At 71.2% G+C, this 15905-nt stretch carries 14 protein-coding genes and 2 pseudogenes; 4 read left to right on the forward strand and 12 right to left on the reverse strand.

Features of this window, described 5'->3' with window-relative positions; genetic code table 11:
- The first annotated feature begins 85 nt into the window (after nt 1–85).
- Together ACJX2R_RS46695 and ACJX2R_RS46700 are read left to right on the forward strand one after the other, a co-directional pair.
- Nucleotides 86–1564 carry an NAD-dependent succinate-semialdehyde dehydrogenase gene (locus ACJX2R_RS46695; RefSeq protein WP_413105080.1) on the forward strand — a complete coding sequence of 493 codons (1479 nt, stop codon included), beginning with the start codon at nt 86–88 and terminating at the stop codon, nt 1562–1564.
- Nucleotides 1565–1631: 67 nt separating this feature from the next.
- Entirely contained in the window at nt 1632–2996 is a 1365-nt protein-coding gene (locus ACJX2R_RS46700; RefSeq protein ID WP_413105081.1) for an MFS transporter, read from the forward strand.
- A gap of 80 nt (nt 2997–3076) precedes the next feature.
- On the opposite strand, the pseudogene ACJX2R_RS46705 reads toward ACJX2R_RS46700, so the two are convergent.
- From ACJX2R_RS46705 to ACJX2R_RS46730, 6 genes and pseudogenes are all read right to left on the reverse strand, one after another.
- A pseudogene (locus tag ACJX2R_RS46705) lies at nt 3077–3769 on the reverse strand (TauD/TfdA dioxygenase family protein); the annotation flags it as partial.
- A 233-nt stretch (nt 3770–4002) separates the two neighbouring features.
- On the reverse strand, nt 4003–5001 hold the full coding sequence (speB, locus tag ACJX2R_RS46710; RefSeq protein ID WP_413105082.1) for an agmatinase: 999 nt from the start codon (nt 4999–5001) through the stop codon (nt 4003–4005).
- A gap of 198 nt (nt 5002–5199) precedes the next feature.
- Nucleotides 5200–6009: an IclR family transcriptional regulator gene (locus tag ACJX2R_RS46715; protein WP_413105083.1), complete on the reverse strand. Its 810-nt coding sequence runs from the start codon at nt 6007–6009 to the stop codon at nt 5200–5202.
- A 198-nt stretch (nt 6010–6207) separates the two neighbouring features.
- Nucleotides 6208–6699, reverse strand: a complete 492-nt coding sequence (locus tag ACJX2R_RS46720; protein ID WP_413105084.1) for a DUF5709 domain-containing protein — start codon at nt 6697–6699, stop codon at nt 6208–6210.
- Nucleotides 6700–6795: 96 nt separating this feature from the next.
- Nucleotides 6796–7773, reverse strand: a complete 978-nt coding sequence (locus ACJX2R_RS46725) for a hypothetical protein (RefSeq protein ID WP_413105085.1) — start codon at nt 7771–7773, stop codon at nt 6796–6798.
- An 87-nt stretch (nt 7774–7860) separates the two neighbouring features.
- On the reverse strand, nt 7861–8244 hold the full coding sequence (locus tag ACJX2R_RS46730) for a DoxX family protein (protein WP_413105086.1): 384 nt from the start codon (nt 8242–8244) through the stop codon (nt 7861–7863).
- Between the two features lie 80 nt (nt 8245–8324).
- On the opposite strand from ACJX2R_RS46730, the gene ACJX2R_RS46735 reads away from it, so the two are divergent.
- Entirely contained in the window at nt 8325–9209 is an 885-nt protein-coding gene (locus tag ACJX2R_RS46735; protein ID WP_413105087.1) for a LysR family transcriptional regulator, read from the forward strand.
- Here ACJX2R_RS46735 and ACJX2R_RS46740 read toward each other — a convergent pair.
- Entirely contained in the window at nt 9196–9597 is a 402-nt protein-coding gene (locus ACJX2R_RS46740) for a GH36 C-terminal domain-containing protein (RefSeq protein ID WP_413105088.1), read from the reverse strand. The two genes, ACJX2R_RS46735 and ACJX2R_RS46740, sit on opposite strands and share 14 nt — an antisense overlap.
- Before the next feature lie 11 nt (nt 9598–9608).
- Between ACJX2R_RS46740 and ACJX2R_RS46745 the strand changes: the two are divergent.
- Nucleotides 9609–10579: pseudogene (locus ACJX2R_RS46745) on the forward strand (glycosyl hydrolase family 95 catalytic domain-containing protein); the annotation flags it as partial.
- Nucleotides 10580–10690: 111 nt separating this feature from the next.
- On the opposite strand, the gene ACJX2R_RS46750 reads toward ACJX2R_RS46745, so the two are convergent.
- Genes ACJX2R_RS46750 through ACJX2R_RS46770 form a run of 5 tightly spaced genes read right to left on the reverse strand, consistent with a single transcriptional unit; the run spans nt 10691 to nt 15885 of the window.
- On the reverse strand, nt 10691–11848 hold the full coding sequence (locus tag ACJX2R_RS46750; RefSeq protein WP_413105089.1) for an NAD(P)/FAD-dependent oxidoreductase: 1158 nt from the start codon (nt 11846–11848) through the stop codon (nt 10691–10693).
- Nucleotides 11849–11871: 23 nt separating this feature from the next.
- Nucleotides 11872–12774: an ABC transporter permease gene (locus tag ACJX2R_RS46755; protein ID WP_413105090.1), complete on the reverse strand. Its 903-nt coding sequence runs from the start codon at nt 12772–12774 to the stop codon at nt 11872–11874.
- The gene (locus ACJX2R_RS46760) at nt 12771–13694 is read right to left on the reverse strand and encodes an ABC transporter permease (RefSeq protein WP_262703388.1); all 924 of its coding nucleotides are present in this window, start codon (nt 13692–13694) and stop codon (nt 12771–12773) included. Before ACJX2R_RS46760 ends, ACJX2R_RS46755 begins: the two co-directional genes overlap by 4 nt.
- The gene (locus ACJX2R_RS46765) at nt 13655–14848 is read right to left on the reverse strand and encodes an ABC transporter ATP-binding protein (protein WP_413105091.1); all 1194 of its coding nucleotides are present in this window, start codon (nt 14846–14848) and stop codon (nt 13655–13657) included. Before ACJX2R_RS46765 ends, ACJX2R_RS46760 begins: the two co-directional genes overlap by 40 nt.
- On the reverse strand, nt 14845–15885 hold the full coding sequence (locus ACJX2R_RS46770) for an ABC transporter substrate-binding protein (RefSeq protein WP_413105092.1): 1041 nt from the start codon (nt 15883–15885) through the stop codon (nt 14845–14847). Before ACJX2R_RS46770 ends, ACJX2R_RS46765 begins: the two co-directional genes overlap by 4 nt.
- Between the last annotated feature and the right edge of the window lie 20 nt (nt 15886–15905).

The raw sequence follows: 15905 nt of genomic DNA on the forward strand, positions 1-15905 counted from the left end.
AGCGGCCTTGTCGGCCGTATGACGCGCTCGTAAATTCACCGCGAACCGGACCAGCCCTCGTTCGGAACGGAGAAAAGAGCAGCTCATGAACCTCCCCGGCATAGAAACCCTCGTCAAGGCGCCGTTCGCCGAAGGCGATGTGTTCATCGCCGGCCGCTGGTGCGCGGCCGGGGACGGACGGACGTTTCCCGTGCACGACCCGGCCACCGCGGAGCTGATCCGCGAGGTGTCCGCGGCGGGCCCGGACGACGCCGCGGCGGCGGTCGACGCGGCCCAGGACGCCGCCGCCGGATGGCGGGCGACGCCACCGCGCCGTCGCTCGGAGGTGCTGCACACCGCCTTCGCCCTGATGCGCGAGCACACCGACAGCCTCGCCCGCCTCATCGTCCTGGAAAACGGCAAGGCGTACCGGGACGCGGTGGCCGAGGTCGGTTACGCGGCGGAGTTCTTCCGCTGGTTCGCCGAGGAGGCGGTGCGGATCGGCTCCTCGTTCGGCGACGCGCCCGGTGGCGGCTTCCGCCACGTCGTACGCAGGCATCCGGTGGGCGTCACCGCCTTCGTCACCCCCTGGAACTTCCCGGCCGCGATGGCCACCCGGAAGATCGCCCCGGCGCTCGCCGCCGGCTGCCCGGTGCTCCTCAAACCGGCCCCGGACACCCCGCTCACCGCCCTCGCGATCGCCGCCCTGCTGAGCGAGGCGGGCCTGCCCGACGGGCTGCTGAACGTACTGCCCACCGACCGCGCGCCCGAGGTGGTATCGGTCTGGCTCCATGACGAGCGGGTCCGCAAGTTCTCCTTCACCGGCTCCACCGCCACCGGCCGGAAACTCCTGGAGCAGGCGGCGGCGAACGTCGTCAACGTGACCATGGAACTGGGCGGCAACGCCCCCTTCATCGTTCTTGAGGACGCCGACGTCGACGCCGCGGTGCGCGGTGCGATGGACGCCAAGATGCGGGGCGGTGGCGAGGTCTGCGTCGCCGCCAACCGGTTCTACGTCCATCGGTCGGTGGCCGTCGAGTTCACCGGGAAGTTCGCGGCGGCCATGACCGCGGTACGCGCCGGAGCGGGTCTGGAGGAGGGCGTCACCCTCGGCCCGATGATCAACCGGACCGCCGTGGAGTCCATCCGATCCCTGGTGGACGACGCCGTCGGGCGTGGCGCGAAGGTCGCCGCGCGGGGCAGCGTGCCCGAGGGCCCCGGCTGCTACCATCCGGCGACCGTTCTGGTGGACGTCCCCGAGGACGCCCGGATCATGAACGAGGAGGTCTTCGGGCCGGTCGCGCCCCTCGCCACCTTCGCGGACGAGGACGAGCTGGTGGCCCGCGCCAACGCGACGGTGCACGGTCTCGCCTCGTACATCTACTCGCGCGACGTGGCCCGGGCCCTGCGCATCGCCGAACGCCTGGAGAGCGGCATGGTCGGCCTCAACCGTGGCCTGCTCTCCGACCCGGCGGCGCCCTTCGGCGGCGTCAAGCAGTCGGGTCTGGGCCGGGAGGGCGGCCGCGAGGGCATCGAGGCGTTCCTGGAGACGCAGTACATCGCCCTCGACTGGCCGACCGGCTGACGCGCTCTCCCCCTCCCCCTCCCCCCGCCACCGCTTCCCCTTTCCCGCCCCCAGTAAGGACCCGCGCATGGCAACGACGCCTGTGACCGAGCACAACGAGCCCAGCACACCGCCGGGCGCACCCGCCACCGAACGCGAACGGAAGCGGCTGCACACCAAGCTGAAGCTGGCCACGCAGATCGGCCAGGGGATCGACGGCTACATCATCGGTGGCATCGGCCTGGCGATGGGCGCGATCACCGACGACCTCCATCTGACCTCCGTGGAACAGGGGCTGGTCGGTGCCGCACCGCTGATCGGCATCTTCGTCGGAGGGCCGCTCTTCGGCCGGCTGGCCGACCGGTTCGGACGCCGGCCGGTGTTCCTCATCGACATGTTGATCTTCCTGGTCGGCTCGGTGCTCCAGTTCTTCGTCGTGGACGGCCCACAGCTCTTCCTGATCCGGCTGGTGATGGGCGTGGCGATCGGCGGTGAGTACGCGATCGGCGCGCCGCTGCTGTCGGAGTACGCGGGCCGACGGGGCCGCGGGCGGCTGCTGGCGAGCCTGGAGATCAGCTGGTACCTGGGGTACGCGCTGGCCACGGTCGTGGGGGCGCTGTTCACCTCCGTCGACGGCGGCTGGCGCTGGTCCCTGGCGAGCAGCGCGGTGATCGCGCTGGTGTGTGTGGCCCTGCGCGGTGGCATCCCGGAGTCCGCGCGCTGGCTGCTGAGCCAGGGGCGCCGGAACGAGGCGGAGGCGCTGATCGAGAAGTACGGCATCGAGGTGGACGTGGCCGCGGAGCTCGACGAGCGCGATGAGGTGCGGCAGGACGGGTTCCGGGCGCTCTTCGGCCGGCAGCACATCCGTTCCACGGTGTTCGCCAGCGTCTTCTGGGCCGCCCTCGTGCTGCCGTACTTCGCCATCGGCACCTTCTGGACGGACGTCTTCGAGGCTCTGCACATGGGGGACAACGCGGTGGCGGCGCTGCTCGTCTACTCCTTCACCGCCGTGGCCGGTGTCACCGCGGGGTGCCTGGTCGTGGAGCGGATCGGCCGCCGCAAGCTGCTGATCCCGCCGTTCTGGATCACGGCCGCGTGTCTGGCCCTGGTGGCGGTGTGGCCGTCCTCCACCCCCGTCATCGTCGTCGGCTTCCTGTTCTTCATCTTCCTCAACGCCGCCTCCTCCGCGCTGACCGCGGTCTATCCGCTGGAGGTGTTCCCCACGTCCCTGCGCACCACGGGCGTCGGCTTCGCCACGGCCATGAGCCGGGTGGGCGCCGCGATCGGCACGTTCCTGCTGCCGATGGGGCTCGACCACTTCGGAGCGGAGTTCGTGCTGCTGGTCGGCGCCGGAGTGCTGGTGGTCGGCGCCGTCGTGTCACAGTTCCTGGCGCCGGAGACCACCGACCTGGACCTGGCCCGCGCGGCGCGCACGGCCCGCGAAGGGGCGTAGCGGCACACCCCGGGCCCGCCCGGTGTGCGGATTCGCGCACCCCGGGCGGGCACCGTCATGGCGTGGGAGGACGGTGGTCCTCATACGGCGGCCGGGGTGTAGTGGCCGGTCTCGTCCCCTTCGAGGACATGGCTGCGCTCGCCGTCCACACCGACCGGGGCATCGCCCGCCACGGTCACCCGGTGCAGCAGACGCGGCAGATCGCCGTAGTCGTCCGGCGCGTAGTGCTGGGTGATGCGTTTCCGACGAGACTCTGGGCGAAACCACCGATGAACGGACCGCGTTCGCCGCTCTCGGGGTGGACGCGCACGACCGGGTGGGCGGTGCGGTGCTTCCGGGAGACGAACCGCCTGCGGTGTTCGGCCGCCTTCTCGTTCCTCGGCGGCGCGGCGTAGTCGTAGTCGATGGTGTGCACGGCCAACAGCGTGTCGGCCAGCTCGCGCAGCGGCCGGGGCGGGTCCCGGTAGGCGGCGCCCGTGTTGGCGATGAGCGTGTTGCCGCCGTGGGGCGGGACCACGATGCCGCGCAGGGTGGACAGCTTCGGGGGCGTACGGACGAAGGTGACGTCCGTGTGCCAGCGGTTGGCGCGGGCCCTCGGCGTCGACCGGCAGGATGCTGGGCTGACCCTCGACGGACGGCACCGTGGGGTGTGCGGCGGTCAGCTCCCCGAAGAGGGAGGCGAAACGGAGCTGGGCGGCGTCGTCCAGGCGCTGGTCGCGGAAGACGAGCGCCTTGTGCTCCAGGAGCGCGGAGTTGAGGTCGGAGACGAGCGCGGGGCCGATGGCGGGTGGAGGTGGACCCTCCGCCTCGGGAGGAGCGACGGCGGGATGGTGCCGGAGGGGCACCGGCCCCCGCACCGGTGGGGAGCCGGACGGCAGATATATGCAATGTTTGTCGCTCGGAACGGATTCTTCCGCGCTGATCCGTGCCACACTGAACGTAGGCCCTCGCCGTTCCCCCGTCGGTGAGGGCCGTTTTGCTGGCGACTGCGAGGGACCGAACGGGTCTACGACGGCTTGTTCTCCTCCACCCAGCGGAAGAAGGCGATCTGCCGGGACATGAGGGTGATCAGCTCATACGCGATATGCGAGGCGGCCACGGCGGTGATCTCGGCGTGGTCGTACGCCGGGGCGACCTCGACCAGGTCGGCGGAGACCACATAGCAATCGACCAGCCCGCGCACGATCTCCAGCAGTTCCCGCGAGGTGAGGCCGCCCGCCTCGGGGGTGCCGGTGCCCGGGGCGTGTGCGGGATCCAGTACATCGATGTCCACGGAGATGTACAGCGGCCGTTTGCCGATGCGCTCCTTGAGCTGCTGGACCACCTCGTCCACCCCGCGTCGCATCACATCGGCCGCGGTGACGATCCCGAAGCCCAGCTTGGTGTCCTCGTCCAGGTCTTCCTTGCTGTACAGCGAGCCGCGGGTGCCGACGTGGGAGAGCGCGGAGGTGTCGAGGATGCCCTCCTCGACCGCGCGGCGGAACGGAGTCCCGTGGGTGTACTGGGCGCCGAAGTGGGAGTCCCAGGTGTCCAGGTGCGCGTCGAAGTGCAGCAGTGCCACCGGGCCGTGGCGGCGGGCCACCGAGCGCAGGAGCGGAAGCGCGATGGTGTGGTCGCCGCCCAGTGTCATCAGCTGCGCGCCCGTGGACAGCAGCGCGTCCGCGCCCGCCTCGACGCTCTCGACGGCCTGGTCGATGTCGTGGGGATTGGCGGTGATGTCACCGGCGTCGGCGACCTGGGCGTAGTGGAACGGATAGACGTCCAGGGCCGGGTTGTAGGGGCGCAGTTGGCGCGATGCCTCCCGGACGGCGTTCGCCCCGAAGCGGGCCCCGGGCCGGTAGGAGACACCGGCGTCGAACGGCACCCCGACCACGGCGATGTCCGCGGTGCCGACCTGGTCCAGGCGGGGGACGCGGCCGAAGGTGGCTGGGCCCGTGAAGTGCAGGGTGGCGTCGGTCTCCTGGGGCGGGACGGGGCTGGTTGCGTCGGGACAGTTCGCGGTCATGGTCGGCGCTGGATCCTTCATCTGTGGGGGGAGTGCGGCTGTGGGGGGGAGTGCCGGCCGGTGGGAGGCCGTGGTGCCTTGGCGATCAAGGGAGTTCCGTGCCCATGACACGCGGCGCATACGCCGGGAGCCAGCCATGTGGTCGGGGTTTCTCGGATCCGAGAAGCCCGTTCCGTGAACGCCTTGGTCAGTGGCCCTTCATCGGGCGTGGGGAGCGTGGCCGGCCACCGCCGCCGTCAGCCTCGCCGCGCCCTGTTGCAGGATGTCCCGCACATGATCCGCTTCATGCCGGTGGTGGTGGCGCCGCCATGTGCTGCTGACGGCCGCTATGGGCCGCTCGTTGTGGTCGAACGCCGGTACCCCTATCGACCGCAGCCCCTCGGAGACCAGCTCGACCTCCTCCGACCAGCCGCGCTCACGGTCCCGCGCCAGCAGGTTCCGCAGCTCCGCCAGCGACCGGGGACCTCTGCCGGTACGGGTGCAGAGATCCCCCGGCCGGGGGAAGACCGCCCGGAGGTGCGCCTCGGTGGAGTGGGCCAGGATCGCACGGCCGTTGGCCGTGAGATGGGCCGGCAGCCGGACGCCGACATCGGTGACGGGGGTGGCGTCGGTGTACCGCGAATGGCCCCTTGGCGGCCGCTCCTTGAGCAGGTAGACCGTCTCGGCGCCGTAGAGGATGCCCAGGTGTACCGATTGGCCGAGCCGGTTCGACAGGTTGCGCAGAATGGGGCGGGCGAGTCGCTTCAGGGGCTCGTGCCGCAAGTAGGCGGAGCCGATCTCGAAGGACGCGACCCCCAGACCGTATGCCTGCTCCTCCGGGATGTAGGTGACAAACCCGCGATCAACCAGGACCGCGAGGATGTGGTAGAGCGATGAGCGGGGCATCTCCAGGTCTCTGGCCAGTGCCGATGCTCGAACCGGCCCCGAGCGGCAGGCGAGGTGCAGCAGGACATCCAGCGCCCGCCCCACGGCCGGTGAGGCACTTGATGCCGTCCGGCGTTCACTCACGTCTCACATCCTTGTGGTCCCCCGCCGCCACAGGCGGCCGCCCTTCCGCGTGGCACGACGCAGCCGGCCGGGCAACCGCTGGCCCGTGCACGTACCTTGGTCGTGTCCGATCGTAGAACCGGGTGCCGCGGCCCTCCCACCCGGCCTCCGGGCACCGCTCAGGCCGGGCAACGGGCCTGGTCGGACGGGTGATCCGGGTCATTCCGGATCCGCGTCGCCCTCCTCTTCCAGTCGTTCATCCGGGACGGTGTGCACGGCGGCTTCCTCGGCGCCGGCGGCGCCCGCGTCGATGCCTTCGTCCCTGGCGATGGTTTCCTTGGTGGTGTCGGTGTGCGCTCCCTCGTCGGGGGCGACGAGTCGGCCCGTGCGGTCCGTTCCCGCCTCGGGGTCGACCGGTTCGCCCTCGCCCTCCGGCACGTCTCCCACTTCGTCGCCCGCCGGGGCTTCGACATCGGGGGTCTCTTCGGCCAGCCGCTCGTCGAGCGTCTCGCGCTCGCGCTGTTCGGCCGCCGTCGTGCCGTGCTTGGTGACGCCCAGTGGCTTCTCCGGCGGCGAGTAGCCCTCGTCGAGCATCTCGTCGTAGTCGCGCTCGTCCAGGGAGTCCTGGGCGTCCAGGGGGGCCGCGTCCTCCTGCTCCTCGTTGGTGCCGGTCGGCTGATAGACGTCGTCTGCCCTGTCGTCGCTCATCATCGCTGCCTCCCTCGCATGGTGCCTTGTTCGGCCTTCGACCGGTCCGGGCCGTCCAGCGCGAACTCATGTGGCCGGGTTTCCTGTCCTGCCTGTTCCTCACACCGTCGGCGGATCTCCTTGATCGGCGAGTTGTTCCGCTTGTGCTGCCGCGTCCGTGGCCCGCCGCCTCGCCTCATGGACCGCCCGCTCCGCCTTCCGCACCCGCGTGCGGGCATCCCGGACGGCGTCATCGGCCTCCCGCTGCTCGTCCTCGGCCTCCTTCAGCCGCTTTCTCAGATCCACCAGACGTTGCTGCGCTCGGTGTTTTCGCTGGTCGGTCCGGCCTTGCTCATCCTCGGCCGCGGTGAGCTCCGCCTCGCGGGCGCGCAGTCGGCGCTCGGCGTCATCGGCCTCCTGTTGTGCACGGGCCCGCCGCTCTCGCTGTTCGCGGCGCTTCTCCTGTTCCGCGCGGCGCCGCTCCCGCTCTTCTTGACGGCGCCGCTCCTGCTCTTCTCGTTCGCGGCGCCGCGAACGAGCGGCCTCCAGATCGGCCACCCGGCCGCCGGAGGCCCGCTCGCCGCGTCGCGAGGCGGGTGGCGCGGACCGGGCGGCGCCGGTGACGAGCGCGAATCCGGTCGGTGCCGTGAGCGGCTTGGTCAGCCGCCCCCGCACCCATTCCTGTCCCGCGTCCGCGTCGGCCAGCACAGCTCGTAGTGTCTCCTCCACCTCGCGCTGGGCGCCCTCGCCGATCGGTTGCCCGGCCCGCGTGGTCAGATCCCTCGCCTGGCGGGCGAGCGCCGCGATGACCTGGCGCTGCTGCGTGGACAGCTTGCGCAGTTGCCCGCCGTCCAGATCCTGGTGTGCTTGCCGCAGGGCCGCTCCGAGCCGAAGGACCTGCTCGGCCTCGTCCGGCTGCCGCCGTACCAGCAGGTTGCTCGCCCACGCCGCCTTGGTGGGGCGGCGCAAACGGCGGATCCGCTCGGCCAGCTCCCGGTCTCCCGCGGTGCGGGCGTCCTTGGCGCGCTCATCGCGGGCGGCGGTGAAGTCCGCGGGTGGCAGGGCGTACAGCTCATCGGCGACGGCGTCCAGATCCACCAGCCCTCCTGCCCGGCGTGGATCAACCTCCTGGGACTATTTTGTCACCTTTTGGCTGGATGGGCCCGCGAGTGACCCCGCCCGATGTCACAGCCATGTCGTGGCCGGCCAGATGGTCACGGCCGCGGCGAGAAGGAGCGTGATGTTGAGCGCCACCTGGCGGTCTCCCCGGCGCAGGTGCACCCTGGTGGCGCCGATCTGTAGGACCACGAACCCAACGGCCGCGGCCAGGGCCAGCCAGGGCGCGATACCGGTCAGCGGCGGGAGGATCAGCCCGGTCGCGCCGAGCACTTCGATCACGCCGATGGCCCTGACAGCCGCCATCGGCGTGGTGTCCACCCAGGCCATCATCGGCCGCAGCCGCTCACGGCTCCGGACCACCTTCACCCCGCCCCCGTAGAGGTAGAAGAGGGCGAGCAGACCAGCGACGATCCAATACACCAGGACACTGGCTTCCGGTTCTTCAGTCACACCGCGATTCCACCGCCGGGCCGCCATGACCGTCCAAGACTTCTTCTGTGGTGTCGATACCGGATGGGTATCGTCGCACCATGGAGCTACGCATGCTGCGCTATTTCGTGGCGGTCGCCGAGGAACTCCACTTCGGCCGGGCCGCCGTCCGGCTGCATATGAGCCAGCCCCCGCTGAGCCGGGCGATCAAGCAGCTGGAGACCGAGCTGGGCGCCGCGCTGTTCCGCCGATCGTCCGCCGGTGTCACGCTCACTCCGGTGGGGGCCGTGCTGCTCGATGAGGCGCGCGCCCTGCTCGACCACGCGGACCGGGTACGCGTACGCGTGGCCGCGGCGGCCGGCACCGCGAGCCTCACCGTGGGCATCCTGGGGGACAGCACCGACCCGGACGCCACCCGGCTGGCCGGCGCCTACCACCGGCGGCACCCGGGCGTCGAGGTCCACATCCGCGAGACCGACCTGACCGATCCCACCTGCGGGTTGCGCGCCGGGCTGGTGGACATCGCCCTGACCCGCGGGCCGTTCGACGAGACCGGACTGACCGTGCACGAGCTGCGCGCCGACCCGGTGGGCGCGCTGCTGCGGGCCGACGATCCGCTGGCCCGCCGCGACAGCGTGAAAGTGGCCGATCTGGCGGACCGCCGCTGGTTCCTGTTCCCGGAGGGCACCGACCCCGGCTGGCAGTCGTACTGGAGCGGCGGGGAACCTCGCGAGGGCCCGGTGGTGCGTGGCGTCCAGGAATGCCGCCAAGCCGTGCTGTGGAACGGCACGGTCGGCATGACGCTCGTGGACCACGAGCCGCCGGACGGGCTCACCGTGGTACCGCTGATCGACATGGAGCCGAGCCGCGTGGTGGTGGCGTGGAACGAGGCCGACACGAACCCGCTGATCCGCTCGTTCGCCGAAATCGCCACCGCCGCCTACCGTGGCGGTGGCGGTGTCACCTCTCGTCCTACGCCATCCTGACCAGGTGTACGGCCGTGCTCGCCCAGTCACCGGACGGGAGGTCGGGGCGGAACCCGTACTCGGCCAGCACGGTGGCATGGTGCACCTCACCGGTGCGGGTGTCGCGGTAGCGGGCACCGGGGGTGAGCCCGCGCAGCCGTACCGGCAGCCGCGGGACTCCGTGGCGCGGGCCGCGCCGCCAGGCCAGCACCAGGGTCTCGGCGCCGTCCTCGGCGGCGTACTGCACCACGGTCGGCACCTCGCCGTGCGGCCCGGACAGCCGGTACAGGGCGCCGTGCTGGACGACGTGGCGCACCCGCTTGTACTCGGCGACCAGGTCGGCGGCCTCGGCGAGTTCCGCCTCGGACCAGCGGGCGAGATCCCCGCCGATGCCCAGCAGCCCGCACATCGCCACATGGAATGGCCGACCGCGCGGGCCTGTCCTCGTGCTTCGACGCCTTCGCCGACTACTGCCTGGCCCAGCTCCCGTCCTGGGCCAAGCTCACCCGCGACCTCTTCAACGACCCGCGCAACCGCTACCGCAACTCCACAGGGAAGGTCGCCGGCTGGACCGTCGCGTTCTCCACCAACATCCACGGCGGAAGCGGCTGGTGGTGGCATCCCGCGAGCAACGCCTGGCTGAGCAACAGCCTGTACGAGCACTACGAGTACACCCAGTCGCGGGCGTATCTGGCGAAGATCTACCCGCTGCTCAAGGGCGCCTGCGAGTTCTGGGAGGTGAGCCCGAAGACTGGGTGGCTCCAGGAGCGGATGTCCCCCGACAACCTCGGGGAGACCACCCACCGCCATCTGTCCCCGCTGATCGGCCTGTTCCCCGGCGACCGCATCCGCCCGACGGCTCCACTCCCCAGGAGCTCGTGGCCGGGGCCACCGCGCTGCTCACCGCGCGCGGCATGGACAGTTTCGGCTGGGCCAACGCCTGGCGGGCCGCGTGCTGGGCGCGGCTGAAGGACGCCGACACGGCATACCAGCTCGTGGCCAACAACCTCCGCCCCTCCACCGACGGCAGCAACGGCACCGCGTTCAACCTCTTCGACATCTACGAGGTGGAGAAGGGCAGGGGCATCTTCCAGATCGACGCCAACTTCGGCACCCCGGCGGCGATGAGCGAGATGCTGCTGTACTCCCGCCCCGGCCACCTGGAACTGCTCCCCGCCCTGCCCGACGCCTGGGCAGCGTCCGGCTCGGTCACGGGACTGGCCGCGCGGGGCGGCTTCGTCCTCGATCTGCGCTGGGAGCACGGGCTACCGACATCGGCCACGATCCGCAGCGTCGGCGGCCGGACGACGACGGTGGCCCATGGCTCCACCTCCCGCACGGTCCGCCTGGAGCCCGGCGCGTCCGTCACGCTGAAGGGGTTCGCCCGATGACGGCTCGCCGTGCCGCCATCGGCGGCCTGGGTGTCGTACTCACGGCACCCGACCGCGCCAACGGCCCCTGAGACCCGTTCGACCCGCCGGTTCCGGTGCGCCGCGCCCGTCTCACTGTTCGCCCGGGCGGCGGGCCGGAGGTGGTGGGGGCAGGACCGCGCCCGAGGTGAAGCGGGCGGGCCGGAAGTCCCTCAGCAGGGGGGACTCAACGCCGTGGAGCTCGTCCGCGACCAGGCGGCCGAGCAGCGGGGCCAGGGTGATGCCGCTGTGGGTCGCCACCACATAGAACGGAACGCCGGTGGCGGGGAAGCCCGCCACCGTGAAGCCGTCGCCCGGCATGGCGCGCCGGCCGACCCGGACCTTCTCCACCACGGTGCCCTCCGTGCCGTTCAGCGCCTCGGGCAGGCGGGCCAGCATGGCAGTGGCGATCTCGCCGTCGGGCGGGTACGGCTTGGCCGGGTCCGCCGTCGCGTCCAGGTCCAGGGCCTGGAGCAGCAGCCGACCGCCGCCGTCCGGGCGGACGTTCAGCCGTGGGCCGGTCAGCACGCGGGACAGCCGCGTGGCCGCCGGTGCGGTGGTGGCGAGGAAGCCCACCGTGGCCGAGCCCGCGAGATCGGGATCCGCCATGGGGACATGGGCACCGGCCAGCCCGGCCACTTCCTGTGTCCACCGGCCCGCGCAGCTCACCACCGTCTCCGCCGGGTGGCGGCCACCGTCGGCGCAGATCACCGTGGCTCCGGTCGGGCCGTGTTCGATCGCGGTCACCCTGGCGCCGCCGACCACCGTCGCGCCACGGTCCCTGGCGGCACCCAGCAGCCGGGACAGCAGCAGCACGGGCAGGGTGTACGCCTCCTCGGGGAAGAAGGCGAACACGGCGTGGGACGGTGCCGGCGCGAGGTCCGGCTCCAGCTCCCGGGCCTGTTCCGCGGTGATCCACTCCACCGGGTAGTCCCTGGCCCTCAGCCGCTCCACCCGCCCGGCCAGCACCTCCTTGTGCCGGTCCGTCACCGCCCACTCCAGGTTTCCGGCGGGGAAGAACCACGGCGCCCCGTCCCCGGCCAACTCGTAGTGTGCGCGGATACCGGCGTGGTTGAGCGCGAAGTACGGCTCCGGCTCCTTGTTCGCGCTGTTGATCCAGGCGAACGAGTTCGCGGTGGTGCCCGCTCCGGGGTGATCGGCCTCCAGCACGGTGACCCGGGCGCCACGCCCGGCCAGCTCCGCCGCCACGGCCGCGCCCACCACTCCGGCTCCGATGACCACAACTCGCACGGGAATCCTCCTTGGCACGAAGGTCAGTTCTCGGGGTCGGCCCCGAAGAGATGCGCGACGCCGACGACGCGCTCGATGATGACGACGGCCACCGCGGCGAAGAGCACCATCACGGTGCCAACGGCGGTCACGGTCGGGTCGTAGTTGTACTGGAGGTAGTTGAAGATCCGCACCGGCAGGGTCTGCATGTCCGTGGTCACCACGAACAACGCGATCGTCAGGTCGTCGAAGGAGGTGATCAGGGCGAAGAACGCCCCCGCGATCAGCGGCCCGCGCACGGCGGGCAGCGTCACATGCCAGAACACCTGTGGCGCCTTCGCACCCAGCCCGGCGGCGGCCAGCTCCGCCGACCGGTCGAGCCCGGCGAGCCCGGCCAGCACCAGGCGCACGGTGTACGGGACGGTCAGTACCAGATGCGCCAGCAGCAGGGTGAGCGGGCTGGAGGCCATGCCGAGCTGGGCGTACCACTGGAGCAGCCCGATGCCGAGCACGATCGTCGGCACGGCGAACGCACTCGAGAACAGCCTGTCCAGCACCGACTTCCCCGGGAACGGATAGCGGTGGATGGCCAGCCCCGCCGCGAGCCCCAGCGCCGTGGACACCACGGCCGCTCCCGCCGCCACCCCGATGCTGAGCAGGAACGAGTCCAGGAACTCGGGGCGGTTCAGCAGCTCCGCGTACCAGTGCAGGGTCAGCCCCTCGGGCGGGAAGGTCACGTAGCTGGTCGTGGTGAGCGAGGAGGCGATGGTCACCAGCACGGGCGCCAGCAGGAACAGGCCGACGAGCGCGGCGAACGCGGCGCCGAGCAGACGCCTCGCGCGCCCGCCCGCGCCCGCCGCGATCGGCTTGCCCGCGGCCTTGCCCGCGGCCTTGCTCGTTGCCGTCGCCGTTTCCGTTGGCGTTTCAGTTTCCGCTGCCGTGGTCACGCGAACACCTCCTTGCCGCCACGCCCGCGCAGCAGCCGGGCGTACACGGCCGTCAGAATCGTCGTCACCACGATCAGGACGAAGCCGATCGCCGCCGCATACGGCCAGTTCAGATTGGACGTCGCCTCGGTGTAGACGAAGTACGGCATCAGCTTCACCGTGGGCCCGCCCAGGATCGCCGGCGTGACGAAGCTGGAGACGGTCAGGCTGAACACGATCAGCGAACCGGCCAGCATCCCCGGCAGGGACAGTGGGACGGTGATCCGCCAGAAGCACGTCCAGCCGCTCGCCCCCAGGCCCTTGGCCGCGGGCGTGAGGGCCGGGTCGATCCGGTCCAGGCTGCCCATCAGCGGCAGCACCATGTACGCGAGCATCACATGCACCATGCCGACCACGACCGCGGTGTCGTTGTACAGCATCTTCGGCGCGTCCAGGCCCAGGGCGTGGAACCCGTCCGCGATCGGCCCCTTCGGACCGAGCAGCACCAGCCATCCGTACGCCCTGGTCACCATCGAGATGAGCAGCGGCGACAGCAGTACGAGGGAGAGGTAGTTGCGCGCCCTGGGGGAGCGGCCGCGCAGATAGACGGCGAACGGGTAGCCCACCACGAGGCAGCCGAGCGTGGTCAGCGCGCCGATCCACAAGGTGTGCCACAGCACGTCCCGGTAGAAGGAGTCCCCCAGGAACCGCGTGTAGTTGTGCAGCGTGGGGTCGCCCGCCTGGGTGCGGAAACTGTTGTACACCAGCATGAACAGCGGTGCGATGAAGAGCAGGGCGAGCACCGCGATGGCGGGGGAGGCCAGCAGCAGACCGGTGCGCCACGGGCCGCGCTTCCCGCCCGGCTTGGGAACCCCCGGCCTCGGCGCCGAGCCGTCGGGCCTCAGAGGCGTGCCGTCAGCGACGCGTGCCGTGGCTGCCATGCGCAGATCACCTCCTCGCCCAGTCCGGGCACCTCGGAACCGAACGGCAGCGTGGCCTCGACGCGTCCCGCGGCCGTGGCCACGACGCAGCGGACACGGGTGCCGAGGAAGCGGGTGGCCTCGACGGTGCCGGGAAGCCCCGGCTCCGCCGCCGTATGGTCAGATGTGCTCGCCGAGCGGCCCTTCCCGGACCCGGCTTCGGGTATGGCCAGCACCCGTACGGCCTCCGGCCGCACATAGAGCCGTACCGCCTCGCCGTCGTCCGGCGCGGTGCCCACCGGTGTCGCCGTGACGAGGTGGGTGTCACCGATCCGGCAGCGGTGCCCTTCGGCGGCCGCCCCCGCCGCGATCCCGTCGAGCACATTGACCTCACCGACGAACTGCGCCACGAACTCCGTGGCCGGGCGCAGATACACGGTTTCGGGGACGTCCAGCTGATGGATCGCCCCCTCGGCCATCACCGCGATCCGGTCCGACACCGCGAGCGCCTCGTCCTGATCGTGGGTGACCAGGATCGTGGTGGTGCCCACCCGGCGCTGGAGGGCGGCGACCTCCTCGCGCAGACGCACCCTGAGCTGGGCGTCGAGGTTGGAGAACGGCTCGTCGAGCAGCAGCAGATCGGGCTCCACGATCAGCGCCCTGGCCAGGGCCGTGCGCTGGCGCTGCCCGCCGGAGAGCTGGCGCGGATAGCGCTCGCCCATGCCGTCGAGCCCCACCAGCTCCAGGGCCTCGGCCGCCCTGCGCCTGCGCCGGGCCGCGCCGACCTTGCGCATCCGCAGGCCGAACGCGATGTTCTCCGCCACCGTCATATGGGGGAAGAGGGCGTAGGACTGGAACACCATGCCCATGGCCCGCCGGTTCGCCGGGAGCCGGGTGATGTCGCGGCCGTCCACCTCCACCACGCCGGAGTCGGGCAGCAGATGTCCCGCCACCATGTTCAGCGTGGTGCTCTTGCCGCATCCCGACGGACCGAGCAGGGTGAGGAACTCCCCGGGCTCCATCGTCAGGTCGATGCCACGGACGACCTCCTTGCCGCCGAGGGCCTTGTGGATCCCCTTGAGGACCAGCCGCCCGCGGGCGCTGCCTGCCCGTGTGGCGGTGTCCGTCCCGACCGGCGCGCTCTCCTTGCCCACGGTGTCCGTCCCCGCGGTCACTTGCTCTCCACCTGCTTGTTCCACTTGTCGGTCCAGGCGGAGCGGTTCTTGTTGATGGTCTTCCAGTCGAGCTTCAGCAGGGAGTCCACCTTGTCGGTGCTGACGACCTTGTTCTTCAGGGCGGGGTCCTCCTTGACGCCCTCGACCACCGATCCGTCGTAGGTCGCCCTGGCCAGCGCCCGCTGGACGGACGGCTCCAGCAGATGCGCCACGAACTTCTGGGCCAGCTCCTCATGCGGTGCCTTCTTGACCACGTTCGCCGTGGTCACCAGGCCGATCGCACCGTCCTTGGGGTAGACGAACTCGATCGGGAAGTCCTTCTCCGCCAGCGTCGAGGTGCGCGACACCCCCCACACCGAGGCGGCGGCCTGGCCCTGGAGGAAGTAGTTGGACACATCGGCGGTGGTGTCGAACGTCGCCGCGTTCCTGGCGATCCTCTTGACCGCCGTGAGGCCGGGGTCGACATCCCTCTCCGAGCCGCCGTTCGCCTTGGCGGCGCCGACCAGCAGCCCCACCCCATAGGTGTTGGTGATCGAGGGGAGGACCACCTTGTCCTTCAGCTTGGGATTGGCCAGATCCTCCCAGGTGGTGGGCTTGGGGATGCCATGATCCGCGAACCACTCGGGGTTGTAGGCGATGCCCGTGGCCGTCAGCCCGAACCCCACCCCCGAGTCGTTCTCCATCCGGGCGATCTTCACCACGTCGTCCACCGGCACCACCTTGGTGTCGATCGACGCGAGCAGCCCGGCCTCCAGCGCCTGCGCCTGGGGACCGTCGTCCACCAGCGCCACGTCGATCTGCGGATTGGCGCGCTGCGCCTTGAGCTTGGCGACGGTGTCGGTGGAGGAGCCGGGGATGTAGGTGACCTTGCAGCCGCAGCTCTTCTCGAACGCGGGCAGGACCGAGTCGCGGAACGCCGTCTCGAACGAGCCGCCGTAACCGGCCACCACCAGGGCGCCTCCCTTGCCACCACCGGCGGAGGGTTTGGGGGCGCCGCAGCCGGTGACGGCGACGGTGAGCGTGAGGGCACTGGTCACGGCACACAAGGCGGGCAGGG

The sequence above is a fragment of the Streptomyces sp. Inha503 genome (genome assembly GCF_047215865.1).
Taxonomy (GTDB): Bacteria; Actinomycetota; Actinomycetes; order Streptomycetales; family Streptomycetaceae; genus Streptomyces; species Streptomyces lycopersici.

Coding starts and splice junctions, on each gene's coding strand:
- ACJX2R_RS46700 (WP_413105081.1), top strand. CDS start 1,632: ATGGCAACGACGCCTGTGACCGAGCACAACGAGCCCAGCACACCGCCG.
- ACJX2R_RS46720 (WP_413105084.1), bottom strand. CDS start 6,699: ATGATGAGCGACGACAGGGCAGACGACGTCTATCAGCCGACCGGCACC.
- ACJX2R_RS46760 (WP_262703388.1), bottom strand. CDS start 13,694: ATGGCAGCCACGGCACGCGTCGCTGACGGCACGCCTCTGAGGCCCGAC.
- ACJX2R_RS46695 (WP_413105080.1), top strand. CDS start 86: ATGAACCTCCCCGGCATAGAAACCCTCGTCAAGGCGCCGTTCGCCGAA.
- speB (WP_413105082.1), bottom strand. CDS start 5,001: ATGACCGCGAACTGTCCCGACGCAACCAGCCCCGTCCCGCCCCAGGAG.
- ACJX2R_RS46740 (WP_413105088.1), bottom strand. CDS start 9,597: ATGTGCGGGCTGCTGGGCATCGGCGGGGATCTCGCCCGCTGGTCCGAG.
- ACJX2R_RS46735 (WP_413105087.1), top strand. CDS start 8,325: ATGGAGCTACGCATGCTGCGCTATTTCGTGGCGGTCGCCGAGGAACTC.